Source organism: Bradyrhizobium sp. USDA 3311 (assembly GCF_054062495.1).
On sequence record NZ_JBSSFI010000001.1, the window covers coordinates 4300946 to 4323328 of the forward strand.

Below are 22383 nucleotides of genomic sequence, written 5' to 3' on the forward strand. Positions count from 1 at the left end.
CTCCAAATCGCCTGATGTCAGACTTCTGACATGAGTACAGCAAAGCGACATATCGCCAGTCTTCGTGACGAATATGCCGAGATGACGCGGCAGCGCATCGTTGCGGCTTTCGTCGAAACGCTGGAGGACGAGGCGGCCGACGACATCTCCATGGCCGCGGTGGCCAAGCGCGCGAAGGTGGCCGAACGAACCATCTATCGGCACTTCAAGACCCGCGCGGAACTGTTTGCTGCGGCCGGCGAGTGGATCGAGGACAACGTCTTCAGCTACATTCCCTTCACCTCGCCTGACGAGCTGCCGGAGATTTTCCGCAAACTGTGCAAGCGGTTCGACCGCCATCCGCATCTGGCGCGCGCCATTGCGATGACGCGGGCCGGCCGCCGGGTGCGCGCCGGCTTCCGGCGGCACCTGATCGACCAGCATCGCAAGGCGATGGCGCCGCTGGTGCGACATCTCCCCGCGAAGGAGGTTCGCCAGGCGGAGGCGCTCGCGTCCTATCTCAACAACGTGCTGGCCTGGAATGCGATGCGCGAGGATTTCGGCATGACCAGCAGCGAGATCGCCGATGCCATCGAGTGGGCGCTCACGACCCTCCTGAAGGATGTCCGGCAGCGCGATGCCGCTGCGGCGCGAGGCGGCAAGGCCGGCAAATCTTCGCGGACGCGGACCACGAGCCGCGAACGTACCGGCGTAGAGTGAGGCAGGTCATGAATGCGATACCCGACGATCTTCTGATCACTGCGCCCGACGAGGTTCGCATCCGCCAGGACCTGGTGCTGACGGCGCTCGGCCACCGGCCGGCCGATCGCTCCTTGCGGGTCGGCAGGCTGCTCGACGTGCACAGCCGTACCTGGAGCGAAGATCAGGAGATCGTCATCAAGGGCCGCCGCATCGCCTGGGTCGGGCCCGCCGGCAGCTATCCGGGCGAGGTCCGCGAGCGGGTGCATCGGCCTGATGTTGCCGCCGTGCCCGGCTTCGGCGAGGTGCACAAGCATATCGAAAGCTCGCATCTGACGCCGGAATGGGAGGCCGCGCTGGTGCTGCCGCATGGCAATACCTGGACCTGCGAGGCAAGCCACGAGTTCTCCAACGTCAACGGTGCGCGCAATCTCGAGTTCTGGTTCGAAGCGCGTCGCCGCGGCTCGCCGCTCAAGATCTTTCCGCAGCCTGGTTCGGCGGTGCCACCCACGGCCTATGAATGGGGTGGCGGCTGGTATGGCCGCGACGAGCAGGCGCGCTTCATGGCCGAGAGCCTGATGGTGACCGGGCTCGACGAGGTCATGGACTGGCCAGCGGTCTGGAATCCCGACAATCCGTCCTACAAGCGGCTCTGGGGCATGATCGAGGCGACATTCGCGGCGCGCGGCGTCGTCGAAGGCCATGCCTCCGGCTTGCGGGATCTGCCCTCTATCAACGCCTTTGCGGCGGCCGGGCTCGCGTCCGACCACGAAGTGCAGACTCCGGAAGAAACCTGGGACAAGCTCACCCGCGGCCTGTTCGTCGAGCTGCGCGTCTATGCCATGGACGAGATCGTCAGATGGCTGCTCGCGAAGGGTTTGCAGGACTGGTCGCAGATCGCGTTCACGACGGATGACCGCAGTGCCAGCCACACGCTCGAGCTCGGCGCCAGCGACCACAATGCGCGGCTCGCGATCGAGGCCGGCCTCGCGCCGGAAATCGCCATCCAGTGCCTCACCATCAATCCGGCGCGCCACATGCGGCTTACGCCGTTCGTCGGCAGCCTGGCTCCAGGCCGTTTCGGCGACGTGGTGCTGCTTTCGGATGTTGGCAAACTCACGATCGCCGAAGTGTGGGCCGACGGCGTCCAAATCTCCGAAGGCGAGCGCTACATCGGCCAAGTGCCCGAGATCGTCTGGCCGGACTGGGCAACGAAGACGGTCAACATCAAGCGCTCGATCAAGCCTCAGGATTTCGAACTGCGAGCCGAGCCCGGCCGTGCCACGATGAAGGCGGCCGTGATCCGTCCCTTCCATTGGCATCCCGAATTCTACACCCTCGAACTGCCGGTGCGTGACGGTGCCGTGCAGCGCGACGAGAGCGAGGCCATCACCAAATTTGCGATCGTCGACCGCTTTTCGGGCGACGGGCGCATCGCAAAGATGTTCTGGCGCGGTTGTGGACCGCGCACGCCGGAGACGGCGGTTGCCTGTTCGGTGGCGCACGACAAGCACAATATCTGGGTGGTCGGCTCCTCAGACGCGGCCATGGCGAAGGCGGTGAACGCGCTTATCGAACTTCAGGGCGGGTGGGCGCTGGTGCGTGAGGGAGAGCTCGTTGCAACTGTGCGCTTCGAGGTCGGCGGGCTGATGAGCTGCCGCTCGGCGCAAGCGCTCGATGCCGAGATGCAGGCGCTCTACGCGGAGGGGCGCAAGGTCGACTGGATGTATGAGCCGACCTACCGGCCACGCTGGTATCCGGGATTCCCCGAGCGGCTGATGTTCGCGACGCTGACCTGCGCGCCCTGGAGCTGGGTGCTGGTGGCGCCGTGTGAGCAGGCGCCGCTCGGCTTCATCAACGTGCAGACGGGCGAAGCGCACCCGGTGATCTGGTAGGGGGGAGGACTGGATGAACGAGATGACGAAGCCGCAAGCCGCCTCCGCAGAGCCGGCGCCGCGCGCAGCCGCCGGACTGCTCGATCGCATCTTTGGCCTCACCGAGCGTGGCACGAGTGTCGGCCGCGAGGTGATGGCCGGCGCGACCACGTTCGCTGCGATGGCCTATATCATCGCCGTGAACCCGGCGATCATGTCCAACGCCGGAATGGATCGTGGCGATCTGGTCAGCGCCACGGCACTCGCCGCGATTTTCGGTTCGATGATGATGGGGCTGTGGGCCAATCTGCCGCTCGCGGTTGCGCCGGCTATGGGGTCGAACGTCATCTTCACCTATGTCATCGTCAAGCAGATGGGCATGCCTTGGCAAGGTGCGCTCGCCATGGTCGCCTTCACCGGCGTTCTGTTCCTGATCCTCAGCCTGTCGAAGCTGCGCGAGAAAGTCGCGAAGGATGTGCCGGAAGCGCTGAAGATCGGCATCCAGGCGGCCGTCGGCACGCTCATCGTCTTCATTGCGTTGCGCGGCGCCGGCTTCGTGGTCCAGAACCCGTCGACCTACATCGCGATGGGATCGCTGCGCAGCCCGCCGGTGCTGTTGACGCTGTTTGGCCTCCTGCTCACGCCGGTGCTGGTGGCGCGCCGGGTTCCGGCGGCGCTGATGCTGTCGATCGCGGTACTCACCCTGATCGGCTTCTTCGTTCCCGGCGGCAACGGCAAGATGGTGACGTCGGTGCCTTCGGCGATCATGTCATGGCCCCGCTGGCCGAGCAGCACGTTCATGGCGCTCGATTTCGGCTATCTCTTCAGCCATTTCGTCGTCGCGCTGCCGCTGCTGTTCTATTTCCTGTGTGCCGAATTCTTCTCGACGCTTGGCACGCTGATCGGCGTGACGGGCGCCGCCAACCTGCGCAAGCCCGATGGCTCGATCCCGAACGCCACCGCTGCGTTTGCCACCGATGCGACGGCATCCATCGTCGGCCCGCTGCTCGGCACCTCCGTCGTCACGGCGTACATCGAGTCCATCACCGGCGTGCAGGCCGGCGGCCGAACGGGGCTGACTTCGCTGACCGTTGCGGGGCTCTTCTTCCTTGCGCTGTTCTTCTGGCCGATCTTCGTCATCATCCCGCCGCAAGCGACTGCGCCCGCGCTGGTGCTCGTCGGTGTGCTGATGATGCAGGGGCTTGCCCGCATCGACATGACCGATCTCGGCAACGCGGTTCCGATCGTGCTGACGCTGCTCGTCACCGTTCTGACCAACAACCTCATCAACGGAATGGCCCTGGGAACGCTGAGCTACATCGCCCTGGAAGTGACAGTCGGCCGGCGGTCGCAGATTCCGGCGATGGTGTGGGGGCTCGGCGCCGTGTTCATCGCTTACGCGATCGTGATCGCCCAGATCTTTTGATGTTCGCTTACGCCGCGAGATCCAGCAATTTGCACGATCCGCGCACCAGCGCCTTGCGGCCGGCCGGTGTCATCGCGGGCGCGCCGTCATCGACGACAACAAGGCCGAGCTTGACGAGGCTTTCGACGACATAAGCCTTCGCGAGGCGACCATTCGACACCGGATTGCGAAGCGCCTTCAGTGCTTCCCACTGGTCGGGTGAAAGATCGAAGTCGAAATCGTTGCTCATATTGCCTCAAGCGATCGTACCGTTCGCGCGCCTCTGTTAACGGCGCTGCATGAAGACCATGCGACGACAATGAGTCGGGAATTCGGTGAGCTGCTTGGAACATCTCTTCACGAATTGCCGCACTTCGTTGCGCCACAAGAGTTAAGATCGTTCGCGCACGACTATCGTCCCGACCTGCGATCACTAATTGATGATTGGCTGTTGATCGTGTGGTGAAAGCTACCGCAGTGCACGGCAAGCATTGCTGTCCCATTCTGCGTCGCAATATGCACAGAAATCGTGAGGCGAGGGGTACGGGACTCTGCTAGGTTGATTCGCAGGGGATTGGCTTCACACAACTGGAGTGTGAGTGCATGAACAGGCTGGTGGAAATTCGCAGTCAGGAATTCCTGTGCCGGGAGCGCGCCGCGCTGGATTCGGAGCGCCGGATGTTCTGGCTCGCGCAGGCCCAGGAATGGGAGCAGCGCGCGCTCGACGAAATCGCCTATCACTTTCGAGAGTGCAACCTCGTCCAGGCCGAGTTGGCTGCCGCCTGACGCCAGACGACGGACGTGATCCCCGTCTACTGATAAGTCGCCACGATATCGGACACTGCGCGCTCGAGCTGGTGCGCGGTGGCGCATTGGCGCACCACGCTGCAAAAGGTCGCATAGCGGGGCATCTCCGAATCGCCAAAACCCCAGGCGAGCCGCCCCTCGGGATTGAGCCAGACCAGCCGCTTCGAGCGCTCGGAGATCCGGCGCAGGATGTCGGCGCGCGGATCGAGATTGTTGCTGCGGGCATCGCCGAGCACGATCACCGTGGTCTGCGGCGTCAGCGCGCTCATGAAATCCTTCTCGAAATCGACCAGCGACGAGCCGTAGTCGGATGAGCCGAAGCCGACTTTGGACATGATCTCGGCCATCGCCTCTTCCGGCGACTTCGATTCCAGAATGTCGCTGACCTCGATCAGATGTGAGGAGAAGGCGAAGGAGCGGACGTCGTCGACCACCTCGTGCAGCGAGTGGATCAGGAGCAGGAAGAAATCGGAGACCTGCGCGACCGAGCCGGAGACGTCGCAGAGCGCGACGATTTTCGGCCGGTCGCGATGCTTGCGCTTCCACGCCGTGAGGAAGGGCACACCACCCCAGGCCGCATTGCGGCGCAGCGTGCGGCGGACGTCGAGATGCCCGCGGCGCTGGCGCTTGCGCGGCTTGGAATAGCGCTCGCGCAGGCGGCGCGCGATCTGGCGGATGAGGGCGCGCATCTCGGCGACCTGGCGCCGCTCGATCCGCGCAAGCGGCGCGTTGCGCAGGATCTCGTTGCGCAGGTTTTCGGCCTCTTCGCGGGCATAGAGCGCAAGCCCCTGGGAGACGGTGTCGCGGACCGCTTCGCGCAAGGCGTCGAGCGCGGCGCGCAGGCGCTCGGCCAGCGCGGGATTGGTTGCGGTCAGCTCATCGAGTTCGTCGCGCAGGCGCTGCAGGCCCATGGCGTCGAGGATGCGGCTGGAGAAGATGCCGCGCTGCGTGGAATAGCGGATGTCGGACAGGGACGCGGCGCCGGCCCCGCTGGCGATCGCTGCCGCGATCGCATTGCGATCCTGCGACAGCAGCATCTGCGCGAGCGCGCCTAGTCCCTCCTGCGGCGAACCGCCGCCCGCATCACTGGACGCGCCGGAAGAGGGGGCTTGATCCGTCTCCTGCGAGGCATCCTCGTCGGTGCCTTCGGGCTGCTCCTGCCGCGGCTCCGGCTGGCTGAAGAACAGATCAAAGCAGTCGACGAGCGCGAGTTTCTCGTCCTGCGATTTGGCGAGCGTCAGAAGCAGGGTGTCGCGCAGGATGGTTCGGTCTGAAAAGCCGACCTGCGCGACCGCGCGCATCGCGTCGATGCTTTCGGCGGGCGAGACGTGTACGCCCGCGCCACGTGCGGCCCGAAAGAAACGATGGATGTTCTCGCGCATCGGCGTCAACCGAAGACGTTGGATCGTGCTGCCTTGGCAATGAAGGTCGTGACCTGGGGCTGGGCCGCCTCGATATCGGCTTCGTATTTCAGGAGCACGTTGAGCGTGTCCTTGACGATCTCCGTGTCGAGCTCGGAGGCCTGAAGCAGCACCAGCACGCGTGCCCAGTCGATGGTCTCGCTGACCGAGGGCAGCTTCTTCAAGTCCAGCGAGCGGATCTCGTGGATGAACCCGACCATCTGCCGGCGCAGCGTCTGCGAGATGCCGGGCACGCGGCTCTCGACGATGCGCTCCTCCAGCCGCTGCTCGGGGAAGCCGATATGCAGATGCAGGCAGCGCCGCTTCAGGGCATCGCCCAAGTCGCGCTCGCTGTTGGAGGTGAGGATCACGGTCGGTGGTGTAATGGCGGAGACGGTGCCGAGCTCGGGGATCGTGACCTGGAAGTCGGACAGGATTTCCAGCAGCAGCGATTCAAACTCGGCGTCCGACTTGTCGATCTCGTCGATCAGCAGCACGCAGCCGCCGGGCTGCTCGAGCGCCTGGAGCAGCGGCCGCGGCTCGACGAACTCCTTGGAGAAGAACACGTCGCCGAAATCGTGGAGCTGATCGAGCGCAGCGTGCAACGTCTGCGCGCCGCCGAGGACCTCGCCGAGCTTGTCCTTGAGGATCTGCGTATAGAGAAGCTGCTTGGCGTATTTCCACTCATAGAGCGCCTTGGCCTCGTCGAGGCCTTCGTAGCACTGCAGGCGGATCATCTTCATGCCGCGCCAGGCAGCGATCGCCTTGGCAAGCTCGGTCTTGCCGACGCCTGCAGGGCCCTCGACCAGGATCGGTTTCTCGATCTGCTGCGACAAATAGACGGCGGTCGCGATCTGCCGGCTGGCAATATAGCCTTGCGCGGCGAGGCCGCTCTCCACTGCCTCGATCGCGGTCGAGGGCTTCTGTTCAGCCACGAATTGGCGCTCCCAAAGGTCTTGCTTGAGGCTTGTTCTGCCTGCGTTCCGGGCAAAGAACAAGTCTCGTTTGGGAGACATCAGACCCGCGTGAACGGCGTTTTTTCCGCTTAACGCAAATACTTGAGCGGTCTGCCGATCGCGCGGTCAGTGCCGGAGCAGCGCCGGCTTCCGGATCGTCTGCCGGACCTCGGCGCCGCAATCGGCGCATTCATAGACGAAGTCGATCTTGGCAAGGCTCCAATGCGGTTCGACCTCGCGCACATACATCGGCAGGAACCCCATGCACGTGGGGCAAATCACAGGCGCGATCTCGATATCCTGATGATGCTGTACATAAGCTGGCATCTCGGCTCTCCTTCGCAGGCGACCACCAAACCCCGCGCAAAAGCTACTGCCGGTTGCCCCGGAGCCGTCATCAACTCTTTCGAACAGAGGCGGAACGGCGCGCGTTTGTCGTTTGCTGTGACATTCTTGTTACGTCTCTGTACTGTAACGGGCAGATAAAATGCCTATTTCACAGGCCGATCCGGTTCTCGGACCCTCACTGCAACGATAAGGGAGCAACCCCATGACGCATGCCATTCGCTTTCACAAGACCGGCGGGCCGGAAGTCCTGGTCTGGGAGGAGGTCAGTGTCGGAAAGCCCGGACCGGGCGAAGCGCGCATCCGCCACACCGCCGTGGGTCTCAACTTCGTCGACATCTACAACCGTTCGGGTCTTTATCCGGCGCAGCTGCCGAGCGGGCTCGGCAGCGAGGCGGCGGGCATCGTCGAGGAGATCGGCCCGGGTGTCACCGATCTGAAGCCGGGCGATCGCGTCGCCTATGGCGCCTCGCCGCTTGGCGCCTATTCCGAGGCGCGGCTGATCCCCGCCGATCGTCTGCTGAAGTTGCCTGACGGCGTCGACGACAAGACGGCGGCGGCGATGATGCTGAAGGGGCTGACGACGCAATATCTGATCCGGCAGACCTACCGGGTGAAAGCCGGCGACACGATCCTGCTCCATGCCGCGGCTGGTGGTGTTGGCCTGATCCTGAGCCAGTGGGCCAAGCATCTCGGCGCGACCGTGATCGGCACCGTCAGCAACGACGAGAAGGCAAAGCTGGCCAAGGCACATGGCTGCGACCATGTCATCATTTACACGCGCGAGGATTTCGTGAAGCGCGTCGACGAGATCACGGGCGGCAAGAAGGTGCCGGTGGTCTACGACTCCGTCGGCAAGGACACGTTCCTGAAATCGCTGGACTGCCTCGCACCGCTCGGTGTCGCTGCGCTGTTCGGCCAGTCCTCCGGTGCGGTCGAGCCGCTCAATCTCGGCCTGCTCGCCCAGAAGGGCTCGCTCTACGTCACCCGTCCGACGCTGTTCACCTATGCCGCCAAGCGCGAGAGCCTGGTGGCGATGGCGGGCGAGCTGTTCGACGTGGTCAAGTCCGGCGCGGTCAAGATCGAGGTTCACCAGACCTATCCGCTGAAGGACGCGGCCAAGGCGCATGCCGATCTCGCCGCGCGCAAGACGACGGGATCGACCGTGCTCCTGGTGTGACGTTCTGCCGGACGCTGACGCAGACCGACCGGGCCCGCGTCACGTCCGTTCGTGCTTGCGCAGGTCGCGGGCGTGATCGAGGCGGCTTGCCTGGAGGTCGACATCTCCAGGCGGAACGTGGGGAAGGGTGGCCTCGGCCAGGATGGCGTCGGTGACGTCCTCGACCGAGTTCTCCGCGATCTCGTGGATGAACGAGATGTTCCGGTATTCACCCGAGGCCACACGGGAGATGACCTCGCGCCTCGTGATTTCAGGGTCGACGACCGCCTCGCGGCCGCGCCGCCCGTAGTCGATCATCACGACGAAATACTGCATGGAACGATCCTGCCGTGCCCCGACGGTCGGGGGCACGGCAGAGTATTTCCGAAAAGCAGAATTAAGTCAAGTTCGATTTCCAAAAATCAGAAATCGGTAGCCTACTTGCCCTTCTTGCGCGGGCGCGCCGACTTGGCGCGCAGCCGTTCGAGCTGACCCTTGGGCATGGAGAGGCAGATCTCCCCGACCCAGTCGAGCTTGACGCCGACGATCGGCTTGGCGTTGAAGCTGTTGAGATTGACGACGGAAGGGGATTTGCCCCGCTCGATGGTCTTCAAATAGCGTTCGCCGGTCTTGAGCCGGACCACGGCCTCTTCGCCGTAGAAGCTCGACAGCGGATGACGCTGGTCCTTGTAGACCACGATCACGTCGCCACTCTCGTATTTGGGCAGCATCGAATCGCCCACGATCTCGAATGCAATCGTCTCTTCCATGATCGGGAACGGCAGCGCGATGTCGCCGAGCCCCTCCGGGGGAACCTGCTCATAATCCGGCTCAATCACGGCGCCGGCGCCCACGCGCCCCATGATCGGCGCGAGATTGAGCTCGAGATATTCCATGATCGGAATGATCTCCGAGGCCTTCACCAGGCGCTCGCCACCAAGAATCTCCGAGACCGCGCCGGGGCGCACGCCCATGGCTGCCGCCAGGCCGCCCTTGCTTTTGCCTGTCTTTTCCAGGCCCCGCTCGATCATCGCAACGTCCAACATGGTGATTCCCTCGATTGTCCATCGTCTCGCCTCTTGTAATCCGAAATTCGGAATTGATGCAATTATGAATATCAGAATTCCGACTTGACTCTCGCTTCGGAATACCGGAATGTGTGTTTCGCCTCCCGGTCGTGCGATCGGAGGGGGTGCATCACAGGACAGCAGCATGGAACCGGGTCATTGGCCGTCGGAGCACTCCGACGCGCTTCGCGACTATTTTCTCAAGGGAATGTCTTATGCGGAGATCGGAAGGCAGATTAACGCAAGGTTTGGAACGGCTTACACGCGCAGCGCGGTCGCCGGCCGCGCCAAGCGGCTCGGACTCGTTGCGCCGCAATGGGTGATGAGCCCGTCGATCGCGCCGTCTCTGCCGGGCGAGGCCGGTCTGCTCTCGCCGCGCCGGCCGGCGTTACTGAATCTGCCGCCGAAGTCCGCACTGAAGCCGGCCGCGCAGGTCAAGTTGCGCTGTGTCGGCGTCAAGCCGCGCCTTGTCCAGCTGGTCGAACTTGCGAAGGCCGACTGCCGCTACCCCTATGGCGGCGACAAGGACGGGGAGGAGATCGCCTTCTGCGGCCACCCGCGCCAGCCGGGCTCCAGCTATTGCGCGCCGCATGCGCGCCTGACGCGCCGCTCCGGGGCTGCCTCCGCCCGTGTCGCGGGTCCCGTCGTGCTGAGGCTGGTCTCCGCCGCCTGAAAGTGCGCTCAGCCGATCAATCGTCAATCTTGCAAGGAGTATCCGAGTGGGACGTGTCCGACGCAACAGATCCTACAAACTGGCACAGATCTACGACCGGCGGTCGCGCGAGGTGCCATTCAATGCGGAAGTGGCAGAGGTCGAGGTCGACAATCCGCTGGCGCTCGATCCCGGCGAGAAGATTATGGCGATCCGGTCGATCCGCAGCGATCCGCTCGGCCGTCTGCACTCGCACCACCAGATCGACGAGGCTCAATACCGCGGCGGGCGCGCCTTCCAGAACGATTGGGAGCGGGCGGAGCGGGGGCCTCAGGCGATGGACCCAACCCGCGAATATGTCGATGGCGCCCGCTCACGCGAGCCCGTCACCGAGAGCCAGCGGCAGGCGGTGCTGCGGCTCAACCGGGTCGAGCGCGAACTCGGCACCGACGGCGCCGCGTTGGTGCACGACGTGCTGGTCCTGGGTCTGACCATGGATCAGATCGGGCAGCGGCGCGCCGTCCGTACGCAGCGCTGGAACGACTATTTTGCGCGGCGGTTTCGCGAATGCCTGGACCGGCTGGCACTGATCTACGGCTTTGCGACGGAGGCCGGGACACGGCGTGCAGACCAGCGCAGATGATCGCGGCACGCCGGCGGTCTCGGCCGCCGGCGTGCCTGTCTGCCTGCTGCTTACGGATGCGGTACAATCTGGTAAGGCGTCGTGTAGGGCTCGACACGGAGCGAGGCGTTGGCCAAAAGCCCGATCCTGGCGGTCGGCGCCTGCTGCAATTCGCCGTTCGGGCCGCGATGCACGTTGTATTGCCAGACGGTGAGGTCACCCTTCTGCGCCAGCGCGTGCGCAATCGCGCTCGCATCATTGCCGCCGAGCGCCTGAAGCTCCTCCGCCGACAGTCCGACGACGATTTCGTCCTTGATGGTCACGATCTTGAACAGATTCATCTTGGTCTCCTGCGCCCATGCGCCTTGTATCGAGAGGGTGAGAAGCGCAACCGCGGCGCCCTTGATGAGATCGCAGCGAGAAAGCATGCCGTCGTCCTTTGGTGCTGACGCGCGCCCGAATCGGTTGAATCCGTCAGCCATGGCGCCCGTGATCTGCGTGGCCGTATCGCAACGCTTGGTCGTCCGATCTTGAACAGCGGTTCATCGGCAGAAACATGTCGGAAACGATGAACCTTGAAGCGAAGAGGCGAGTCCAAGCCGAAGGCTCAAGGGGATACGTCAGATGAAATTCGCCGCAACTGTTTGCCTTCTCGTGTCTGTCGGTGCCGCAGGCGCCGCTGCGGCGGCAGATCCCTTCTACATCGGAAGCTGGACACTCACGGCTGCCGTGGTCGCGCCATGGGCCGATCCGCAACGCAAGCCCGACGACACCGAGCGGGCACGTCTGATGGGCAAGACAGTCGTCCTGAAGGCGAATGAAATCTCGGGACCGCGCCCCTTTGCCTGCGCCAAGCCGCAGTACAAGGTGACGGATTATGGCCCCGACATGATCTTCCAGGGCGCATTCGACGAGATGCGACGTGCCGACAAGAAGGCCGATCCCAAGGCGCTTGCCGCCTCGCTCGGCTTCGCTGGCGCCCCGATCCGGACTTTGGAGACCGGCTGCGAGATCGACGTTCATTTCGTCGACGATACAACCGCCGAGGTGGGACTCAACAATTACGTGTATACGCTCAAGAAGCGTTAGATCGCCTCCGTCAATGCCCATTCACGCCGGAAACAAGGCGAAATGCTGCGCAGGTTGACAGCGATCAGGGCCGTGTGCGTGACTGATGCCGCTTCTTGACGCAGGTGGGTGACGACGGTCCATATTCCTGTTATCCGGAATTGCGGTGGTGCGATGCAGACGAAGCATCGCTAGGCCGCTGGTCGGGCTTGCCGGAAGGGTTGTTTCTTGGCATAACTACAACCTGTTCGGTTGAGCCCGCCCATTCGGATATGTAGTTGAGCGTGCTAACCCGCCGGGGCCCCCTTGGCCGAAAGTTCGTCCTCACCATGGCGCCCGCTTATGGTGTTCGGCTCTCGAGTGAGACGATGTCGGATCAGGAAGGCCGATGCTGGTCATAGGTGCGAGATGAAGAACCTCAATTTCGCGGCTGAACTGCACCTCAAGCTCGGCGCGCCGGCGAGCGGCACTGTCGAAAGCCTGCGCCTGCTCCGTGCTTTTTTGAAGCTCGCGCCTCGCCAGCGTTTCGAGGTCATCAAGCTCGTTGAAGACCTCGCCACCGAAGAAGTCCTTCCCGAACACCCCCTGTCCTGAGCTGGACCGCGCATCTTACGCCTTTTCCTTGATTTTCCTGCCCGAGCCGGGCCGCCGGGGACGTTTGCCCCGGGGGCGCCGCTGGAAGGTGGTCCGGCAAGTGTGGTATTCAGCTAAGAAAAAGGGAGGAGTGCGACCATGATCGAACCAAAAATCGAAGTTCCGGCCGAACTGCGCGACCTAGCCGAAAAGACGATCGACCAGGCGGAACAGGCATTCGGCATGTTTTTCGATGCCGCCACCAAATCGATGTCATCCGTTCCGGGAGCAGGGACGGAGGTGTCAAAGCAGGCGCTCGCTTTTACCGAGCAGAACATGAAGTCGGCGTTTGAGCACGCGCGCAAGCTTGTTCATGCCACCGACCTTCAGGAAGCGATGCGAATCCAGTCCGACTTCCTGCGTAGCCAGTTCACCAGCGCCGGAGACCACATGCGCCAGATGACCGGCAGTCTCATGCAGCCGGGCAAGGGCAAATCCTGATTCCTGGTTTGCGCGCTGCGTGCCTACAAATTGATCTTGCGCAGCATTGAGATCCGCATTTCGATGCTGGTGCAGGTCCATGATGGGCCACCGAATGGTTTCTCATTCGCCGTCCATCATCCTTTCTGCTGATCCCTGTCGGTCCTCCGGCAGGGATTTGCATTTTGCGACAAGTGTCGCGATTGGCCGGCGCTCTATGGACGCAGTGATCCGATATAGGCCGCGAGGTCGCCGGCTTCGGTCCTGCTCAAGGGAAAGCTCGGCATCTTCGGATGCGGGTCGAGCAGGAAGAAGGCGAGCTTCTCCGAACTGAAGTCCGGCCGGCGCGCAACGGATGCAAAGGAAGGGACGTCGGCGCTGGCTACCGCCTGGCCATTGGCCACGACATGGCAACTTGCGCACCAGCGCTTGGCGAGGTCGGCACCGTGACCGGCATCGGCGGCGAGAGCGGACGAGGAACTCGAGGCCACGGCAAGTACCAGGCAAATTCCTCTCAAATGCAGGTGCATCGGGCAACCCTCGTGCGTTCGCTTGCAGCCACTGTGCTCATCCGCAGCACGAGCCCGGAAATTGGGAGAGATCGATGCGGGCGATGATCGACCGCAGCAGCCTGCGGGTCGAACGATACAGATGCCGCACGAATCCAGGCGTCCTTGTCGTGGGCAGGCCCAGCCGTTTCGTATCAAGGCTTTCGATGTAGTGCGACACGTGCCTCTCCGAGATTGTGAGACCGTGTCTATCGTGGCCGGCCCGGAGCCGCCTTGATCTGCCGCAAGGCGTCCCCGGCTAATAGTCGCCGGGGTTCATGATCATCGGACTTTTCGTATCGGCCGGGGCGAGCGCGCTGCTGGCGCTGTCGCGCAGGAAGCGGTCGAGCGTCGCCTGGATCTTCTCCTTGACCGCGTCGGGCCCGCGATCGCTCATCTCGGTGTGCTGCGCACCGGTGTGGACGATGTCGATGCCGCGCGCCTTGGCCTCTTCCGGCGTCGGCAGCACGCCCGGGTCGGTCAGGAAATGCGGATCCTTCGAGCGGAACGACAAGATCTTCAAGTTGTCGCTGAGCACGAAAGGCACCCGAAGATTGTCGAGCGTGATCACTTTCGACACCAGCTCCGGGTGCTGATGGGCGACATACATGGACACGTCGCCGCCGTTGGAATGGCCGACGAGGGTGATGTGGTCGTAGTCGGCGTTCTCCTGCCGCCTCTTAAGTTCGCCCAGGGCGAAGAGGATGTTGGCCTCGCAGCGGATATAGACTTCACGCCGGCCGACATATTGCTGGCCGACATGGGTCATTAGTGGTGGATCGCTGGGTAGGTCCTGCTGGATGCTGGCAACGAGATAGCCGCGCGCCGCGAGCGCGTTGGCGAGGAAGGAATACTCGGTGGCCTTGACGGTATTGCCGTTGCTGATGATGGCGAGCGGCAGCTTCCAGAGACCGAGATTGGCCTTGGTCTCGTAGTCGCGCCGCACCGCGATTTCGACCGAGATCGGCCGCTGGCGCGAGGCATCGAACAGGGTCAAAAGCTCATGGCGGATCGCAAACCGGCTGACGACGAAATATTCGCCGACGCCGAGGACGCAAAGAAACGCCAGAATTGCAAACACCCTCTTCATGGTTCCGTCCCAATCGCTTTCGACTGAAAATGGTCACTGCAAGCGCCCGGATCGAGCGATCGTGAGCAGGTTACGGGATTAAATTTAGGCAAGTCTGTGCGCAAGGCCGCAAAAGGGCCGCATGCCGGGTACGCGGCATGAGGGCTTTGCAGCTAGAGGCAGCCGCTCCTGCCGCGTTCGGGGCAGAGCCGGAATGCGCTCGACAGCGTGAACAGGAAACGCGGGCTGCGGCGCTCGTTGTCCGGTGCGCGGTAGCTCAAGGGGACGGCCACGCCGAGATCGGCCTGGAGATCGTCCCACAGGAAGAACCGTGCGCCGGCTCCGGCTGATGTCAGCGACAGGCCGTCGCTCAGGCGGTAGCCGTCGTTCCAGACTGCGCCGGCGTCGCCGAAGGCGTAGAGCTGGTAGCCGGTCCAGTAGCGGAAATTGAGCTTCTGGTCGAAGCGCAACTCGAGCGAGCCGGCAAGACCGTTGTCGCCGCTGATCTCGGCTGCGCCGTAGCCCCGGCCGAAGGCCGCGCCGCCGAGATAGAACTGCTGCGAGGTGAACAGCGGCCGCGATGCAGTCTGGCTCGCCGCCGAGAGCTTGAGCGACCAGGCATCGTTGAGCGACTGGTAGCGCGTGAACCAGAGATTCAGCACCGAGAAGTTCGATGACGCACCGTCGCGCGACAAAAGATCGTCGTCGAAATGCGATGCGCCGAAGACGTCGAGGCCCTGACGGTAGGTCAGCGTCGCGAAATTGGTACCGCCGAAGCGATCCTGGAGCCGATAGTCGGCGGTCAGGCTCGCGGTCCGGACATGGTCGTTGTACCAGGGACCGTAAAGGTCATGCTCGGACACGTTGCTGAAGTTCCCAGCCAAGGTAAGCGTCAGTGCCGACGATTGCGACATGAAGGGCACGGTGCTTGCCCGCACCTCGAAAGCTTCGGTCGTGGTGATGTCGCTGTCGAGGCGGCGGGCGTCGCCTGGCCGGACCGCACTGTAGAGGACGGACGCGCCGAGGCGCACGCCGTCGACGCCGACGGGTGCGTCATAGGACAGCCGCGCAAAGCCGAGCTCGCGCGGGTCGTTGGCAATGGTCGACAGGTTGACCGCCAGCGTATCGCCGGGCGTGAGGTAGGAGTTGAACGCGCCGGTCGCATAGGTCTGCCAGGGCCCGACCGAGGACGAGCCGAGATTGTCCAGGCCGAACGATGTGAACACGTGCCACGTCTTCAAATAGACGGTGAGGCGGAAGCGGCCGGTCGCACCGCCGATCTCCTCCAACGCGGTATCGGTGATCCGGACGCCCGGCCTGCCGTTGATGAGGAAAAGCTGGCGTTCGAGCGTTGCCAGGCGCGATGGCTGCTCGGCCAGAACCGGTCCGAGCATCGGCCTCACGCCGAACTGCTCGGCGCCATCGCCCTTCAAATCGGCCTGGACAATGGCGCCCTCGATCACCTGAATCCGGACCATGCCGTCGGCGATGTCCTGCGGCGGCACGACGGCCCGGCTCAGATGGAAGCCGTCGGCGCGGTAGAGGTCGCTGATCGCGCCGGCGACCGCGGCGAGATCCGCCTGCGAGACCTTCTTGCCGAGATAAGTCTGGTAGACCGCGGCGATGCGGTCGCGAGAGATGGCGTGGGCGCCGCTGACCTTGAGACCGCGCAGCACGAACTGAGGCCTGGTATCGCCACCGGTGTTGGCGTGGCCGACCGTCGGTAGCTTGACTGGAGGCCGGCTCAGTGTTTCCCGCTCGGTTTGGTTTTCAAAGTATTTCTCGGGCTGGCGCGGATCAAAACCCGGCTGGTTCGCCTGTTGTGCGAATGATTGCGGACTTCCCGCAAAAAGCGGTACCAGCAACGCCAATGTGGTAGCGAAATGCCGCTTCTCAACGCGCGCAGCAAACCTCTCTCCGTAATTTGACGGAGCGATCGCCACGGGGCGGTAAGGGTTCGTTAGCCGCATGATTTTTCATAGGTTTTTATGGTCAATGAATGGTTAATGCGGCAGTTCCACTGACCTCTTCCTGCTAATCCTCTCTTGAGTGATTTCGAATACCCCTCAGGCCCGGACGTAACGCGGACTGAGGATCGTGATGCTCGGCAGAATTGGAATGCGGTGCGCCTTCGCGGCGGCGCTGATCCTGGGAATGGCTTCCGGTGCACTCGCGGCGGAGGATGGCGTCTGGTCGGTCAGCAAAGCCGCCGGCGAGGTCTGGGTCGCCACCAACGGCGCGCAGCAGGTGTCGTTGAATCAGCAGGAGGCGCTCAAGCCCGGCGATACCATTCGCACCGGACGTACCGGACGCGTGCTGCTTGTCCGCGGCGAGGAAACGATACTGATATCTCCCAATTCGGTGGTCGGCTTGCCGGCCGAGAAGAAGGAAGGTCTCTCGACCACGATCATCCAGCAGTCAGGTTCGATCCTGCTCGAGGTGGAGAAGCGTAACGTCAAGCATTTCGAGGTCGAGACGCCCTACCTCGCCGCCGTGGTCAAGGGAACGCAGTTCAGCGTCACCGTGAATGCGGGCAGCACCAGGGTCGGCGTGCTCCGCGGCCAGGTCGAAGTCTCAGACTTCAAGACGGGACAGATCGCTCAGGTCATGCCCGGACAAGCGGCCACGGCCTTTGAGCATGGCAAGCCCGGCCTCAGCCTGAGCGGCGCGGGGACGTTCAATCCGATCGAACATGGCAAGCCGCGCGCCTCGACGATCGAGCGAATTCCTGTGCCGAAATCGGGATTGTCGGCGCCGCGCAACGCGGCGAGCGGCCATGCGATCCATGCGCTGGGTCCGATCGACAAGGGGACCAAGGCGGTTGGCGGTCAGGCGCCCAAAGGCGGCGTCGCGCGCATCTCCAGCTCGCTCGGCGAGGTCAAGCTGAACGTCCACAAGGTCACGCATGGGCTCGCCCACGGTGCAATTGCGCCGGGGCACGTGCGCAACGCCAACGCCAGCACCGGTACCGAGACGGTCTGGAGCGACACGAAGGCGAGCACCACGACCACAGCCGCCAACAGCTCCACCGTAACGGCGGTCACCGTCAGCAGCAGTGTATCTGCGGCCAGTGCCACATCTTCGTCGTCAAGTGCGACGACGACCGTTGCGACCACTGCCGGGTCGACCGGCGATGTGTCCGGAGGAAGCTCTGGGAGCGGAAGCAACGGGACTGGCGCGACCAGCAATGGAAGCGGTGGCACCGGCAATAATGGCAACAACGGCAACGGGAACAGCGGGAACGGGAATAACGGCGACAACGGTAACGGCAGTCATGGCCACCACTACGGTTGGTATTGGGGCAGGGGTCATCACTAGGACCGTGTCGTCGGCATAGGGGAGCGCCTGGCCGCAGGTACCGCCGGTGCAGGGGAACAAAGTGAAACGCCATCGGCCGCATATTCTTGTCGTGATCGCGCTGGCGGTCGTGCTGTCCACGGGATGGCATGGCGCGCTGCGCAATGCGCTCACCGATCTGCGGTTTGCCTGGCAATCGCGTGCCGCAAGCGGCAATGTCGTCGTGGTGTCCATCGACGCGCCCTCGATCGACCAGATCGGGGTGTGGCCCTGGCCGCGCCGGCTCCACGCAGAGCTGTTGCACAAACTCGAAAGCGCCGGCGCGCAGGAGGTGGCTTTCGATGTCGATTTCAGCACGCCCTCGGAACCGGCCTCCGACGAGGCGTTCGTCAAGGCGCTTCGGGAGGTCGGCGGCTCGACGATCCTGCCGTCCTTCAAGCAGCCGGCGCCGAATGGTGGCCCAGCTCACGTCAATCGCCCCCTGAAGCCGTTCAGCAACCAGTCGTGGCCGGCCGTCGTCAATGTCGCGGTCGAATCCGACGGGCTCGTTCGCCGTTATCCGGTCGGCGAGAGGCTCGGCGACGCCTTTATGCCGTCGATGGCCATCGTGCTGGCTGGGCAGGACGCCAATCGGCGATCCTCCTTCCTGATCGACTTCAGTATTCGGGCGGCCTCCATTCCGCGTGTCTCCTTTGTCGACGTGCTGCATGGCGATACCGCGACACTCGACAAGCTCAGAGACAAGAAGATCATCGTCGGTGCGACCGCGCTCGAGCTGGGCGACCGGTTCAGCGTTCCGAATGGCGGCATCGTCTCGGGGCCCGTCCTCCAGGCGCTGGCGGCGGAATCGATCCTCCAGCACCGGATGCTGCGCTGGACGTCCGATGCCGGCATGATCCTCGGCCTGGGTGTGATCTGCCTGCTCATGATGTATTCGTGGCGCCGCTTCGCATCGGGATATCGCGTTGCGGTCCTCATCGCGGCCGGAGCGGCGGTCGAGCTGACCGCGGCCCTCGTGCAGGCAAGATGGCCCTTCGTCGTTGACACATCGCTATTCCACATCGCGATCATCGCTTATCTGACGGCGATCGCGCTGGACGAGATCGATTTCCGCGGTCTCCTGGGACGCATCGCCGAGAGCCGCTTTCATCGCATCGCCATGTCGCTCGGCGACGGTCTCGTCTGCACCGACGAGGATCACCGGATCACGGTCTGGAATCCCGGCGCGAGCGTGATCTTCGGCTACATGCCGGCCGAGATCATCGGCCGCCCGTTCGACACGCTGTGCGCCGTGCCGACGGACGGCGACGCAAGGCCGTCCATGCGCGATGCCGCACGCCAGGCGCTCCTCGTGCCCGGCGGGGCGGTCGTCGTCGAGTTCGAGGGCCGGCGCAAGAACGGTGAAACCTTCCCCGTCGAAGCGAGCTTCTCGGGCTGGCAGGGAACGGACGGTTTCCAGTATGGAGCGATCCTGCGCGACATCTCGGTCCGCAAGCGCGAGGTCGAACGCGTCAGATATCTCGCCGAACACGACGCGCTGACGGGTCTTGCCAACCGCAACATGCTGCATGCCGGCCTTACCGGTCTGATCGCCGCGGCGGAGCGGCGGTCTTCCGACGTCGCACTGCTCGTGCTGGGGCTCGACGGCTTCCAGCAGATCAACAACATGCTTGGACATTCGGCCGGCGACCTCGTGCTGCAGTCCGTCGCCGAGCGGCTCCGGACCGAAATCGCTGGTAAGGCGGTGGTCGCCCGGCTCAGCGGCGACGAATTCGCCATCGCACTTGATTGTGCGGAGGCTGGCGAGCCGATTGTGGCGTTCGCCGAGCGGATCGCGCGCGCGTTCGAAGCGCCGCTTGTAACGGGCACACGGCAGCACCGAGTCCGGATCAGCATCGGCGTTGCCGTCTATCCCGACGGTGGACACAACGCGGACGACCTCCTGAGCAACGGCCATCTCGCGCTGAGCCGCGCCAAGGCGACGCGACGCGGCAGCCACGTGATCTTCGAGAGTGCGATCAGGCAGGAATTGCAGAACCGTCTGACGCTTGAGAGCGAACTGGCGCTTGCCGCGGATCGCGGCGAATTCGAACTGTTCTACCAGCCGCAGGTTCGCCTGGTCGACGGCGGCCTGGTCGGGGCTGAAGCGCTCATCCGTTGGCGGCATCCCGTGCGCGGCTACGTCTCCCCCGGGGAGTTCATGCCGGTGGTCAATACCTCAGCGCTGTCCGAGCGGATCGCGAACTGGGTGATGGAGACGGCCTGCCGGCAGGCGCGTGCGTGGGAATTGTCCGGCAACAGCGTGCGCGTCGCGATCAACCTCTCGCCGTCGCAGCTACAATCCGGCGATCTCGCGCATGCGGCTGCGGCCTTGCTCGGCGCAACAGGGCTGACGCCGGCGCTGCTCGAGCTCGAAGTCACCGAAGATATCCTGCTCCATGACGAGGGCCGCGTGCTCGACATGTTCAAGCGGATCCAGGAGCTCGGCGTCCGCGTCCTGTTCGATGACTTCGGCACCGGCTACGCGAGCCTCAGTTATCTTAAGAAATTTCCGCTCGACGGGCTCAAGATCGACCGGTCGTTCGTGCTCGATCTGCTCGCCGATTCCGACGATGCCGCGATCGTCAGTTCGACCATCGGCCTCAGCAAGCAACTCGGGCTCACCGTCGTGGCCGAGGGCATCGAGAACCGTGCCACGGCCGACTTCCTGGTCAGCATGGGATGCGAGGAAGGGCAGGGCTATTTCTTCGGTCGACCGATGCCCGCGGATGCGTTCGAACGGCAGTTCCTGACCCAGCCCCGATCCGTCACCGCTGCCTAGCTGACTCACGCCACGCAAGCTTCATTGCTAACGCCGGCGGGCGATGGCAACCCCGAACAGGAAGGCGACGAACAGGCTCGCGAGCGGCGCTTCACGTGTGATCGCGGCGACCGTCGCGAGCGGTTTACCCGGCTTTCGAGCTTCGTCGATGACATGCGCCAAGCGGTCGACAGCGGCGCGCAAGCCTCCGGCGACCTCGCCGATCGTGTGGGAGACGTCGGCCGCGGCGTCGATGGCGCGCTCGGCCATGCCGGGCTGGGACGGGGGCTGCGGAATTTCGGTGCTCAAATTCGTAAACTCCGCTCTGACGAGGTGAATGAGGCCGGCACCTTTGGCTATCCGCGCGAGCGCTCGTTTTGAACAGCGGGTCCGAAGACCTTTGGCTATCCGCGACAGGCGCCGTAATGTACGGCGGGTGCCGGCCTTGCAGGGGAAATGCGGCGCGCGGGATTTTGTTCCGGGACGGCTTCTCGCTCGGCGTCTTTTCACCGGGAAATACCCGTGAAACGACGGGTACGAATCTCTGTTAGGCTGGCACGATCTTGTGGATGTCAGGAGACTGCCGTGACCGATCGGACCATGCCGGATCGAGCCCGGCGCATCGCCTTGCTCGGCGCGCCCATCGACATGGGGGCCTCGCAGCGCGGCACCCTGATGGGCCCGGCGGCGCTGCGCACCGCCGGCCTTGCGACGCTGCTCGAGAGCCTGGACTTCGAGGTCGTCGACTACGGCGATCTCACGGCGGCCGAGGTCAGGGACCTCGCAGACAGGCCGCCCGAAAAAGCCAATCATTACCGCGAAATCCAGCGCTGGACACGCGTGCTGAGCCGCAGAGGCTACGAGATCGCGAAAACCGGTGCGCTCCCGATCTTCCTTGGCGGCGATCACACGCTGTCGATGGGCTCGGTCAATGCCATGGCGCGCCATTGGCAGGAGCGCGGACGCGAGCTGTTCGTGCTCTGGCTCGATGCGCATGCCGACTACAATACGCCGGAAACGACGATCACGGCGAACATGCATGGCATGTCCGCCGCGTTTCTGTGTGGCGAGCCGGGCCTCGACGGCCTGCTCGGCGATGACCCGCGTGCGTCGATCGATCCTGACAGGCTCGATCTGTTCGGCGCGCGGTCGATCGACAAGCTCGAAAAGGAGCTGATGCGCGCACGCCGGATCAGGGTTGTCGACATGCGCCAGATCGACGAGTTCGGCGTCGCCGTGCTGATCCGCCGTGTGATCGAGCGGGTCAAGGCGAGCAATGGCGTGCTGCATGTCAGCTTCGATGTCGATTTCCTCGATCCATGCGTGGCGCCCGGGGTCGGAACCACGGTGCCGGGCGGAGCGACCTATCGCGAGGCACATCTGATCATGGAGCTGCTGCACGATTCCGGCGTGGTGGGGTCGGTCGACATCGTTGAGCTCAATCCATTCCTGGACGAACGTGGTCGAACCGCGCGGACCGCGGTCGAGCTGATCGGCAGCCTGTTCGGGCAGCAGATCACCGACCGGCCGACGCCAAGCAATGCGATCGCGCCGGGCGAGTGAATCGGGCGGACGGCGATTGT

General features: G+C 63.9%; 25 protein-coding genes. 13 read left to right on the forward strand and 12 right to left on the reverse strand.

The features are described 5' to 3' along the window. Positions 1 to 30 precede the first annotated feature (30 nt). Genes ACVWW6_RS20335 through ACVWW6_RS20345 form a run of 3 tightly spaced genes read left to right on the forward strand, consistent with a single transcriptional unit; the run spans position 31 to position 3978 of the window. Entirely contained in the window at positions 31 to 699 is a 669-nt protein-coding gene (locus ACVWW6_RS20335; protein ID WP_028174416.1) for a TetR/AcrR family transcriptional regulator, read from the forward strand. Positions 700 to 707: 8 nt separating this feature from the next. Further along, entirely contained in the window at positions 708 to 2573 is a 1866-nt protein-coding gene (locus tag ACVWW6_RS20340; protein WP_038966716.1) for an adenine deaminase, read from the forward strand. Positions 2574 to 2586: 13 nt separating this feature from the next. Continuing rightward, positions 2587 to 3978, forward strand: coding sequence for an NCS2 family permease (locus ACVWW6_RS20345; protein WP_011088882.1), 1392 nt, complete (start codon positions 2587 to 2589; stop codon positions 3976 to 3978). Between the two features lie 7 nt (positions 3979 to 3985). Here ACVWW6_RS20345 and ACVWW6_RS20350 read toward each other — a convergent pair whose 3' ends face one another. Beyond that, positions 3986 to 4207, reverse strand: a complete 222-nt coding sequence (locus tag ACVWW6_RS20350) for a hypothetical protein (RefSeq protein WP_038966715.1) — start codon at positions 4205 to 4207, stop codon at positions 3986 to 3988. A gap of 353 nt (positions 4208 to 4560) precedes the next feature. On the opposite strand from ACVWW6_RS20350, the gene ACVWW6_RS20355 reads away from it, so the two are divergent. Next, entirely contained in the window at positions 4561 to 4743 is a 183-nt protein-coding gene (locus ACVWW6_RS20355) for a hypothetical protein (protein WP_025576443.1), read from the forward strand. A gap of 26 nt (positions 4744 to 4769) precedes the next feature. Here the strand turns inward: ACVWW6_RS20355 and ACVWW6_RS20360 are convergent, their stop codons facing one another. The 3 genes from ACVWW6_RS20360 to ACVWW6_RS20370 all read right to left on the reverse strand — a co-directional run bounded on the left by ACVWW6_RS20360 (position 4770) and on the right by ACVWW6_RS20370 (position 7447). Further along, positions 4770 to 6146 (reverse strand): vWA domain-containing protein, encoded by a 1377-nt coding sequence (locus ACVWW6_RS20360; protein ID WP_456681321.1) that lies wholly within the window; start codon positions 6144 to 6146, stop codon positions 4770 to 4772. A gap of 5 nt (positions 6147 to 6151) precedes the next feature. Further along, a complete protein-coding gene (locus ACVWW6_RS20365) occupies positions 6152 to 7099 on the reverse strand; it encodes an AAA family ATPase (protein WP_027545880.1) in 948 nt (315 codons plus the stop codon). Positions 7100 to 7246: 147 nt separating this feature from the next. Continuing rightward, positions 7247 to 7447 (reverse strand): hypothetical protein, encoded by a 201-nt coding sequence (locus ACVWW6_RS20370; RefSeq protein WP_028174421.1) that lies wholly within the window; start codon positions 7445 to 7447, stop codon positions 7247 to 7249. 223 nt (positions 7448 to 7670) lie between these two features. Here ACVWW6_RS20370 and ACVWW6_RS20375 point away from each other — a divergent pair, with 223 nt between their 5' ends. Beyond that, on the forward strand, positions 7671 to 8645 hold the full coding sequence (locus tag ACVWW6_RS20375; RefSeq protein ID WP_011088878.1) for a quinone oxidoreductase family protein: 975 nt from the start codon (positions 7671 to 7673) through the stop codon (positions 8643 to 8645). A 39-nt stretch (positions 8646 to 8684) separates the two neighbouring features. Here the strand turns inward: ACVWW6_RS20375 and ACVWW6_RS20380 are convergent, their stop codons facing one another. After that, a complete protein-coding gene (locus ACVWW6_RS20380) occupies positions 8685 to 8960 on the reverse strand; it encodes a hypothetical protein (RefSeq protein ID WP_038966713.1) in 276 nt (91 codons plus the stop codon). Positions 8961 to 9061: 101 nt separating this feature from the next. Further along, positions 9062 to 9670 carry a S24 family peptidase gene (locus ACVWW6_RS20385; RefSeq protein ID WP_011088876.1) on the reverse strand — a complete coding sequence of 203 codons (609 nt, stop codon included), beginning with the start codon at positions 9668 to 9670 and terminating at the stop codon, positions 9062 to 9064. Between the two features lie 166 nt (positions 9671 to 9836). Here ACVWW6_RS20385 and ACVWW6_RS20390 point away from each other — a divergent pair, with 166 nt between their 5' ends. Both ACVWW6_RS20390 and ACVWW6_RS20395 read left to right on the forward strand, forming a co-directional pair. Further along, on the forward strand, positions 9837 to 10364 hold the full coding sequence (locus tag ACVWW6_RS20390; protein ID WP_038966712.1) for a GcrA family cell cycle regulator: 528 nt from the start codon (positions 9837 to 9839) through the stop codon (positions 10362 to 10364). A 46-nt stretch (positions 10365 to 10410) separates the two neighbouring features. Next, positions 10411 to 10986, forward strand: coding sequence for a hypothetical protein (locus ACVWW6_RS20395; RefSeq protein ID WP_279081811.1), 576 nt, complete (start codon positions 10411 to 10413; stop codon positions 10984 to 10986). A gap of 50 nt (positions 10987 to 11036) precedes the next feature. On the opposite strand, the gene ACVWW6_RS20400 is transcribed toward ACVWW6_RS20395, so the two are convergent. Then, entirely contained in the window at positions 11037 to 11393 is a 357-nt protein-coding gene (locus ACVWW6_RS20400) for a hypothetical protein (RefSeq protein WP_028174425.1), read from the reverse strand. 196 nt (positions 11394 to 11589) lie between these two features. On the opposite strand from ACVWW6_RS20400, the gene ACVWW6_RS20405 reads away from it, so the two are divergent. The 3 genes from ACVWW6_RS20405 (at position 11590) to ACVWW6_RS20415 (ending at position 13107) form a co-directional block, all read left to right on the forward strand. Further along, positions 11590 to 12054: a hypothetical protein gene (locus ACVWW6_RS20405; protein ID WP_456681322.1), complete on the forward strand. Its 465-nt coding sequence runs from the start codon at positions 11590 to 11592 to the stop codon at positions 12052 to 12054. A 387-nt stretch (positions 12055 to 12441) separates the two neighbouring features. Then, on the forward strand, positions 12442 to 12627 hold the full coding sequence (locus ACVWW6_RS20410) for a hypothetical protein (RefSeq protein WP_028174427.1): 186 nt from the start codon (positions 12442 to 12444) through the stop codon (positions 12625 to 12627). Between the two features lie 138 nt (positions 12628 to 12765). Further along, positions 12766 to 13107, forward strand: coding sequence for a phasin (locus ACVWW6_RS20415; RefSeq protein WP_011088870.1), 342 nt, complete (start codon positions 12766 to 12768; stop codon positions 13105 to 13107). 194 nt (positions 13108 to 13301) lie between these two features. Here ACVWW6_RS20415 and ACVWW6_RS20420 read toward each other — a convergent pair whose 3' ends face one another. The 4 genes from ACVWW6_RS20420 to ACVWW6_RS20435 all read right to left on the reverse strand — a co-directional run bounded on the left by ACVWW6_RS20420 (position 13302) and on the right by ACVWW6_RS20435 (position 16673). Then, positions 13302 to 13616: a c-type cytochrome gene (locus ACVWW6_RS20420; protein ID WP_097532413.1), complete on the reverse strand. Its 315-nt coding sequence runs from the start codon at positions 13614 to 13616 to the stop codon at positions 13302 to 13304. A gap of 37 nt (positions 13617 to 13653) precedes the next feature. Next, a complete protein-coding gene (locus ACVWW6_RS20425; protein ID WP_456681323.1) occupies positions 13654 to 13815 on the reverse strand; it encodes a hypothetical protein in 162 nt (53 codons plus the stop codon). 78 nt (positions 13816 to 13893) lie between these two features. Next, positions 13894 to 14724 carry an alpha/beta fold hydrolase gene (locus tag ACVWW6_RS20430; RefSeq protein ID WP_011088868.1) on the reverse strand — a complete coding sequence of 277 codons (831 nt, stop codon included), beginning with the start codon at positions 14722 to 14724 and terminating at the stop codon, positions 13894 to 13896. A 152-nt stretch (positions 14725 to 14876) separates the two neighbouring features. After that, positions 14877 to 16673 (reverse strand): ShlB/FhaC/HecB family hemolysin secretion/activation protein, encoded by a 1797-nt coding sequence (locus ACVWW6_RS20435; protein ID WP_456681324.1) that lies wholly within the window; start codon positions 16671 to 16673, stop codon positions 14877 to 14879. A gap of 130 nt (positions 16674 to 16803) precedes the next feature. On the opposite strand from ACVWW6_RS20435, the gene ACVWW6_RS20440 reads away from it, so the two are divergent. Both ACVWW6_RS20440 and ACVWW6_RS20445 read left to right on the forward strand, forming a co-directional pair. Next, positions 16804 to 18021 carry a FecR family protein gene (locus ACVWW6_RS20440; protein WP_456681325.1) on the forward strand — a complete coding sequence of 406 codons (1218 nt, stop codon included), beginning with the start codon at positions 16804 to 16806 and terminating at the stop codon, positions 18019 to 18021. Positions 18022 to 18082: 61 nt separating this feature from the next. Next, the gene (locus ACVWW6_RS20445) at positions 18083 to 20821 is read left to right on the forward strand and encodes an EAL domain-containing protein (protein ID WP_404521577.1); all 2739 of its coding nucleotides are present in this window, start codon (positions 18083 to 18085) and stop codon (positions 20819 to 20821) included. A 27-nt stretch (positions 20822 to 20848) separates the two neighbouring features. On the opposite strand, the gene ACVWW6_RS20450 is transcribed toward ACVWW6_RS20445, so the two are convergent. Further along, on the reverse strand, positions 20849 to 21109 hold the full coding sequence (locus tag ACVWW6_RS20450) for a hypothetical protein (RefSeq protein ID WP_097532407.1): 261 nt from the start codon (positions 21107 to 21109) through the stop codon (positions 20849 to 20851). 276 nt (positions 21110 to 21385) lie between these two features. Here ACVWW6_RS20450 and rocF point away from each other — a divergent pair, with 276 nt between their 5' ends. After that, positions 21386 to 22363, forward strand: coding sequence for an arginase (gene rocF, locus ACVWW6_RS20455; RefSeq protein ID WP_028174433.1), 978 nt, complete (start codon positions 21386 to 21388; stop codon positions 22361 to 22363). Positions 22364 to 22383: the final 20 nt, after the last annotated feature.

What these genes read in the sequence shown, in the direction of transcription:
- ACVWW6_RS20390 (WP_038966712.1), top strand. Translation starts at nt 9,837, where the DNA reads ATGGAACCGGGTCATTGGCCGTCGGAGCACTCCGACGCGCTTCGCGAC.
- ACVWW6_RS20435 (WP_456681324.1), bottom strand. Translation starts at nt 16,673, where the DNA reads ATGCGGCTAACGAACCCTTACCGCCCCGTGGCGATCGCTCCGTCAAAT.
- ACVWW6_RS20380 (WP_038966713.1), bottom strand. Translation starts at nt 8,960, where the DNA reads ATGCAGTATTTCGTCGTGATGATCGACTACGGGCGGCGCGGCCGCGAG.
- ACVWW6_RS20415 (WP_011088870.1), top strand. Translation starts at nt 12,766, where the DNA reads ATGATCGAACCAAAAATCGAAGTTCCGGCCGAACTGCGCGACCTAGCC.
- ACVWW6_RS20400 (WP_028174425.1), bottom strand. Translation starts at nt 11,393, where the DNA reads ATGCTTTCTCGCTGCGATCTCATCAAGGGCGCCGCGGTTGCGCTTCTC.
- ACVWW6_RS20385 (WP_011088876.1), bottom strand. Translation starts at nt 9,670, where the DNA reads ATGTTGGACGTTGCGATGATCGAGCGGGGCCTGGAAAAGACAGGCAAA.
- ACVWW6_RS20335 (WP_028174416.1), top strand. Translation starts at nt 31, where the DNA reads ATGAGTACAGCAAAGCGACATATCGCCAGTCTTCGTGACGAATATGCC.
- ACVWW6_RS20405 (WP_456681322.1), top strand. Translation starts at nt 11,590, where the DNA reads ATGAAATTCGCCGCAACTGTTTGCCTTCTCGTGTCTGTCGGTGCCGCA.
- ACVWW6_RS20430 (WP_011088868.1), bottom strand. Translation starts at nt 14,724, where the DNA reads ATGAAGAGGGTGTTTGCAATTCTGGCGTTTCTTTGCGTCCTCGGCGTC.
- ACVWW6_RS20345 (WP_011088882.1), top strand. Translation starts at nt 2,587, where the DNA reads ATGAACGAGATGACGAAGCCGCAAGCCGCCTCCGCAGAGCCGGCGCCG.
- ACVWW6_RS20375 (WP_011088878.1), top strand. Translation starts at nt 7,671, where the DNA reads ATGACGCATGCCATTCGCTTTCACAAGACCGGCGGGCCGGAAGTCCTG.
- ACVWW6_RS20340 (WP_038966716.1), top strand. Translation starts at nt 708, where the DNA reads ATGAATGCGATACCCGACGATCTTCTGATCACTGCGCCCGACGAGGTT.
- ACVWW6_RS20410 (WP_028174427.1), top strand. Translation starts at nt 12,442, where the DNA reads ATGAAGAACCTCAATTTCGCGGCTGAACTGCACCTCAAGCTCGGCGCG.
- ACVWW6_RS20420 (WP_097532413.1), bottom strand. Translation starts at nt 13,616, where the DNA reads ATGCACCTGCATTTGAGAGGAATTTGCCTGGTACTTGCCGTGGCCTCG.
- ACVWW6_RS20350 (WP_038966715.1), bottom strand. Translation starts at nt 4,207, where the DNA reads ATGAGCAACGATTTCGACTTCGATCTTTCACCCGACCAGTGGGAAGCA.
- ACVWW6_RS20355 (WP_025576443.1), top strand. Translation starts at nt 4,561, where the DNA reads ATGAACAGGCTGGTGGAAATTCGCAGTCAGGAATTCCTGTGCCGGGAG.
- ACVWW6_RS20370 (WP_028174421.1), bottom strand. Translation starts at nt 7,447, where the DNA reads ATGCCAGCTTATGTACAGCATCATCAGGATATCGAGATCGCGCCTGTG.
- ACVWW6_RS20440 (WP_456681325.1), top strand. Translation starts at nt 16,804, where the DNA reads ATGCTCGGCAGAATTGGAATGCGGTGCGCCTTCGCGGCGGCGCTGATC.
- ACVWW6_RS20360 (WP_456681321.1), bottom strand. Translation starts at nt 6,146, where the DNA reads ATGCGCGAGAACATCCATCGTTTCTTTCGGGCCGCACGTGGCGCGGGC.